2 protein-coding genes and 1 pseudogene are annotated in these 6602 nt (G+C 55.0%); 2 read left to right on the forward strand and 1 reads right to left on the reverse strand.

Going from position 1 to position 6602, the window contains the following annotated elements; genetic code table 11:
• Window positions 1–210 precede the first annotated feature (210 nt).
• The gene (locus tag U5775_RS24130) at window positions 211–1809 is read left to right on the forward strand and encodes a methyl-accepting chemotaxis protein (protein WP_322060616.1); all 1599 of its coding nucleotides are present in this window, start codon (window positions 211–213) and stop codon (window positions 1807–1809) included.
• A 518-nt stretch (window positions 1810–2327) separates the two neighbouring features.
• Here U5775_RS24130 and U5775_RS24135 read toward each other — a convergent pair.
• Window positions 2328–5219 (reverse strand): ATP-binding protein, encoded by a 2892-nt coding sequence (locus tag U5775_RS24135; protein ID WP_322060617.1) that lies wholly within the window; start codon window positions 5217–5219, stop codon window positions 2328–2330.
• A 301-nt stretch (window positions 5220–5520) separates the two neighbouring features.
• Between U5775_RS24135 and U5775_RS24140 the strand changes: the two are divergent.
• Window positions 5521–5849 (forward strand): annotated as a pseudogene (locus U5775_RS24140) (DDE-type integrase/transposase/recombinase); the annotation flags it as partial.
• Window positions 5850–6602: the final 753 nt, after the last annotated feature.

Genomic DNA, 6602 nt, shown 5'->3' on the forward strand with positions numbered 1-6602 from the left:
TCTGCCTTACGAGCAAGCGCTATCGAGATTCGAGCGTTTGCGTACGAATCTCCGGGGATACCCTGACCTCAAACTCTTCCAGCTTTTGCCGTTAATTCCGGGTATTCTCCCTATGGACACTAGTTCCAAATATGGAACGCTGTTGTGCGATGTGGCCAAAGTCGGATGGCACGCGCCGCCTGGGACAAATGCGTGAAGGAACGTCAATAAATGAGTGATACCTCTGCTGCCCTGACAATCGGCGCGGACGAGATTCTTATCTCGCGCACGGACCTGAAGGGGAATGTGACCTATGTTGCCGATTCGCTCGCCCGTGTGCTCGGGTATGAGGTCGCGGATCTGATCGGGCAGCCCTATGCGAAGCTCGTTCCCCCGGAAAGCCCCCGCGCCGCGTTCATGGATGTGCGTCAGACGATCGATGCCGGAAAGCGTTGGGAGGGCGTAGCGGTCAACCTTTGCCGCGACGGCCGGCGCCTGTGGACGATCACGAGCATCGCCCCGCGCTGGCTGAACGGCAAATTGATCGGCTTTACTTCGATCCGTACCTGCGCGCCCGCGGAGATGATCGAGCAGACCCGGCGCATGTTCGACACGTTGAACGGGACAGCCGGCGACAGGTATTTCATCAAGGAAGGACGTCTTGCCAGGAAAGGTGCGCTGGCACGCGGCGGACGCAGGTTCGTCGGCACGCTCGGGCGTGCCAGACGATGGGCGGCACTGTATTCGATTGCCGCCTGTTTTGCTGCGGCGCTGGCCGCGCTCACTCCCGGCATCGCGCCGTGGCTCGGCGGGCATGCATCGGGCGAGCCGGCATCCGCAGCGCAAGTGGCGTTCGCATGGAGTGCGTTCGTCTGTGCGCTTATCGTGATGGTGCTGCATGGACGCTCGATTGAGCGCAAGTTCGTTGCCCCGCTGACGCACGTAACGAACTACCTGTACCGGATTGCCTCCGGAGACCTGCTGGCGCGGTTCGATTGGCATGTCAACGGCGTATTCGTTCCGTTGGTGCGTGTGCTCAACATGACGCGGGCGAGCCTGGTGCAGATCGTCTCCAACATCGATCGCGGCACGCGCGAGCTGGCCTCCGCTACTGCGCAGGTGGCAACGGGCAATGATGACCTGTCGCAACGCACGGAGAAAACCGCTTTCGCGCTGCAGTCGACGGCGGCCGAGATGCGAGCGCTGACCGATGCCGTCGCGACCAACACCGCTCTGGGCCACGACGCGCGGCAAATCTCGAGCGAGACGGCCAGCCTGGTGCGTCAGGGGGGCAAGCAGATGGCCGATGCGGTCGCCACGATCCGCTCTGCTGCCGACAGCTCGGCGAAAATCGCCGAGATTTCCAGCCTCATTAACAGTATTGCTGCGCAGACCAACATCCTGGCGATCAATGCCGCGATCGAGGCGGCACGCGCCGGCGAGCTTGGACGAGGTTTCGCCGTCGTCGCGGGGGAGGTTCGAGTGCTGTCCCAGCGCACGGCATCGGCCGCACGGGAGATCGCCGGGCTGATTGCTCACGCGGCGTCACAGGCCGACGAGGGGCGCACGCGTGTCGAGCAGGTGGGGGAAGCAACCCAATCGATCGTGCAGTCGGTCGAACGCGTCGACGCCCTGATACTGAGCATTACCGACGCATCGGCAGCGCAGAACAGCAGCCTGCAGCGCATCAACGACGCGCTTGGCGCGATGGATGCCGATGTGCAACAGAATGCGGCGCTGGTGGAGCAAGCCGCTGCGGCCGGACAGTCGCTGAGCGAACAATCGCTCATTCTTCAATCGACGGTTGAGATTTTTGATCTGGCGAAGTAGGGAAGCTGGTGAGGGGTGGGGGTTGGGGTTGGGTGGTGTGTGGGGCAGCGTGCGGGTAGGTCAGATTTTGTCGATCGCGGGGGGAGTTTGATGGGGTGAATGGCGCTGGACGACCCGAAACCGCCGGTCGCGCTGTCTGGGGTTCAACGGCGGTTAATTGACTGGTCCGGTCGTCCACGTGCGCTTTCCGAGGGCTGCGGCTCTGCCTTTGCGGACATTCGTGGGTCAAAACTGATTTGCCCGCGTCCTGCTACTCACCGGTCGTCCGCCGAGGGCCGGAGCCCCCTACCGCGCGAGCGATTTCGTTCGTCGACCCATTACTGCCCTTCGAGTTCGCGTTGGCAGAGCGACTGTTTCCGACATACATCTGCCACCCGACCAGCCGAGCCGGGTGGCAGATCGCCGTCTTTGCTGCTACTTCGGCATTTTCGCCAATATCGACGATCTATCATATTGGTCGGTCTCTTCGACGACGCCCGACACGATGCCCGCTTTTTGAGCGGCGCCTGATGGATTATTTATCGAGACAGACAAGCAATCCATTCGCTCCAATATTCGTCCGTTTTAGTGTCAATGGATGCACATGCTGCCTCCCACTTGGTTAACCAATCCCATTCCAAGGCTTCTCGATCTGCAAAAGGACCTTCGCCGAGTTTTTTCGTGAATAACTCCTTAGGCTCGTCAAAGCTCGGTTTCCCACGAGAAAGGCCAAAGATATATCCAATCGGCTCGTGTTTTAATTCAGAGTCGTCGTTTTGCCTGAAGTGGCCCTTTGCAGTAATAGACGTCATGCCGACGCCAGCGGTATCTTTCACGACATCAATAAACGCCTCTCGGTTGAAATTCTTGAGACTCCATGCCGGATCGGATTTGGTTTCTGCATATCTGATACAGGTTCGAGCCATGTAGCCAGCCCTTGAAAGTGGGTCGGGTGGGTAAATACCTACAGCTTCATCGAATCGACCTTTTCGGATGGCAGGCGCGTCGAGCGAACCTATCAGATTCGTCATCAGAGCGTATGCCACGCGGCGACCTTTAGCGCTCTCATTCAACGCCTTCAATTTTGGCAGCATACCCGGAGTGAGAAATGTATAAATGTTCGTACCACTTGTTCCATCGGAATCTCGCCGCTTAAGAACTGGATCAAACTCGTCAAATAGGATGACTACTTGCGAGAGCATCGACAGAGCTTCGAATACCGTGCGCGCGCGTCTTTCGATATCAGCTTCGCCTCGTTCAACGATATCACTCGGCGTCACTTCTACAAGCGGCACCCTGCATGTATTCGCCAAAGCTTCGATGAGTGTCGTCTTACCGGTACCGCCCGGGCCATGAAGAACGAGCGAGTGCAGCCTCTTTTCATAGACACGGAGTACATGTGCACGCATTCTCTGCATGGTTAATGCAACTGAATCGCGCCGGATTCGTGGGCTACTATCTGTTTCCGTGCTTGAAATCTTTCCAAAACCGTAATCGGGGTAGAACAACCGATCTAGCGTCAAACCAGTCGGATTGGGTTGTTTTACGTTAAAGTGATCAAGAATGGTCGCGTTTATACCTTCGTCAAGCATACGGTTGAAATCGCCTAGGCTTTCGACGGCATCAATCGTGGCTTTGAGATCCACCTTGTCTCTGAAATGATCGAACTCGGGAAACCAGCCGGCGACAGTTCCCTCATCTGTTTTCGCCTCCAAGCGCACATTTCGCTTACATTGTCGATCGAAGTAGTGGTAAATGCTTGACGAAACATGTTCGTCGATTGGATACCCGGTTAGACGAACTACATCTGAGACGGCGCCTAGCAGTTCCTCCGTATTCGTATAGTATTGACTGCTCTCAACTTGATGAAAGGGAATCCGATTGGATATCGTTCCATCCAACGATAGATCCTTGCAGATGAGCTTTGTACCGAATCGCAATCTGTCTAGCTCCACCCTGACCATCTCTGCATTACTACTGCGTATATATGCCGACAGCGCGAATGAAAGTTCGTCAGGTTCCCATGAACGATTGTCCGTTGGCTCGCTGGCGAGAATTTGCCGGTCGATGACTGACGATAGATACCGATGACAGGTCTCCGCCCCACCCCTCACGCCCCGGGCCGAACCGCGTAAGGAATCAGCGATCTTCAGAATCCAATCCTCTTCTGGGCTATATTCCAGCGATCTTGAATCATCGGGAATGACGGAACCGAATAGTACCTTGAGCGCGTCCCGGGTATTTTCTACTCCGATAGTTATCGCGCCGCCGGCTATCGCATGTCCCGTTTTCGATCCGTCGAGCTTGCGGCTATAAGGATTCGCATCCGAGTCACCTCGTTTTCTCAACTTGCTCTGATCGCCGTTCTTTTCCTGCTCAGCTTTCTCCTCTTCTTGATCTCTAAAATTTTTTATGGAATCTCGCGCCTTCTTGAAAGCGTCTCGAAGCCCGAATAGCATTTGGCCCACGGCATGTATGAAATCATTGCACACATAATCTACCGGGTTCGTATCGTCACCTATGGTGGGTGGCTCCAGTAGCGTGCTGTGCGACATTGAATTAATTGTTATTTTTAGATCAATCAAGATACGCATCTTGTCGATTTCTATCCACCTTTCAGGAATCGCCCCATCGATTTCTTCGTTATCGTCGTCCGTTTTTCGATATATGAGTTGCTCTTTGAAGCGATGCATGGAGACCATCAAATCAGCGGTACGTTCGAGTACCTCTGCGAGATCGCAAATCGCCTGAACGCACTGAGCTGTCGAATATGCGGTTACCCAGCCACCATCTCCGGCGCGCGCGCCGCCTATAATCCAATCAGGCTTTGTGGCGGTGAATAACTCTCTGACAATTAGATACCAGGCCTCCATCATCTGGTTACTTCCGGCCAGTGTTCCAACGCAGGCGAACGCTCTCATTGCCTCTGCAGCGGCGAGAATGGGATAGTCGGACGTTACTATTTTTTCAAGAGAGAAATCCTGTTGCGCCGCGACGATATCTGTCCAGATGTGTTCTCTCGCCGTGGGCTTTTGTCCGGAATATTGCCATTTCACACGAAGTTGTTTATAGAATGCTTGGAGGTCGTGGCCTCGATCACTGATATTGACCATTCCAGGTGTGGTCGATACCTTTCGCGTGTCGTCGGCACCAGCATTGCTTTCAGTTGGACCTGTCGCCGACGACGAATTTGAGTTCGATTTGCCGTCAGCAGCGTCCGAATTTTTTCCTTCAACGGAGCTTGCTTCAGTCAATTCCAAATTGTTTGTCAAGCGAAATAGCGCCTCGAGTCCATCCGTTCTTAGTGCGGCACTTTTCCTTCGTACCGCATCTACCCGTCGCAGAAGGGGCATATGTGCTTCGAGGTCGTGCCCGTCAGTCACCAAGTTTACTTCTACTAGCCTCGAAATCTCAGCGGCTGGTTTGGTCATGATGATGCCTCCGTTCGGTGTCGCAGTTCGAGTCCTACATCAATCTAAAAGCACGGTGGAAACTTCTATATGTCGCGAGTTCGATTGAACCGAATGCATGGGGATGTAGTGAGAAAAATAGCACTTTGCAGTCGGTTTTGTGGCCCTCACAACCACAGGCCATCGGTCTCACTAGCGGGAAACTGGAACCGCTGCGTGCGTCATCGCACATAGAAAGCGAATATCACGACACGGAAGCGATTTGCTGTACAGATCGAACTATGCCAATCTGGAACCTAGGCACTTATCTGGAAGCGCCAAAAAACGCCGTTTTCTCGTCACGATGGACCTCGGATACATACTGCCGGTCGCACCGAACCTGCTGAGTCGGAAATTCGGGCCGGCCTTGCCGAATCGCATGTTTGGCTCAGACATCACATACGTCTGTGCCGATGAGGGCCGACTGTATCTTGCTGTCGTGCTGGACCTGTTTAGTCGCAAAGTTGTTGGCTGGTCCCATCAACCCCCGCAGGAGGGCGGGCCTTACGACTGCTGCGCTGGCGATGGCATGGTTTCGCCGCAGGGCGACACAGAGTGCGTTGCTTCACTCGGGCCGTGGCTACCCAGTACGCGAACCATGAATGCCAGCGCAGTGCGGGGCCTGCCCAGCAATCGCCGTCTCGACACGTGGCTGGGCTTGCCAGTACGGTGATACTCCATTGCGCCTGAACGAAGGTTTCGAGAGCGTGCAACCCCCGTCACATTTCTACAGACGACACTATTTTGAGTTGGATTTTTCGGCCTGCAGGTACGTGTTCGCGGCGGTGACAGCAGCTGATAAGTAGTCGCTCACATTGTTTGCGGTGACCTGATAGCTGACTGATCCTCCACATACTGCTCCGAGGTTGACGGAGCCGCCCTTGGGTACCATCAGCGGTTGTACATAGAAGGGGTTTGCCACTTCCAAGGGCAGGCTGGGTGCTATCGGAAGCATTACGTTGCTTGCACGAATGTCTGCCACACCTGGAGAGGGGTTGCCTGCAAAGGTCCAACTCAAGCGATTTTTCAGCGTCCTGATACCAGATCAGTTCGATCCTGGCTTTCTGGCAGGGTGTCACTGGTAAGGACTGAGACGATATTATCGTCGCAGGCATGGTTGTCCTCATTCATTTGACCCGCGTAAGCACCCCCCAGATATCTGGGCTTTTCAGTGACGCTTGTACCGTACGAAAACTATGTAGTGATCCTTTCTAACCGGCAACACTAATGTGCGATAGCACACAATCGAAATATCTTTATGCCTTTAGCATATCCAGCGAATTAGCCTTTCCCAAGCACCATTTACCGGTGGAAGTGTGAATGCACGTTGAACTGGGTGGGGCGCTGCCGTAGATCAGAATAAAG

The organism is Paraburkholderia sp. J63 (assembly GCF_905220245.1).
In the GTDB taxonomy this organism is placed as follows: Bacteria; Pseudomonadota; Gammaproteobacteria; order Burkholderiales; family Burkholderiaceae; genus Paraburkholderia.

Excerpts from the sequence above, each read along its gene's own strand:
- U5775_RS24130 (WP_322060616.1), top strand. The coding sequence starts at position 211 with ATGAGTGATACCTCTGCTGCCCTGACAATCGGCGCGGACGAGATTCTT.
- U5775_RS24135 (WP_322060617.1), bottom strand. The coding sequence starts at position 5,219 with ATGACCAAACCAGCCGCTGAGATTTCGAGGCTAGTAGAAGTAAACTTG.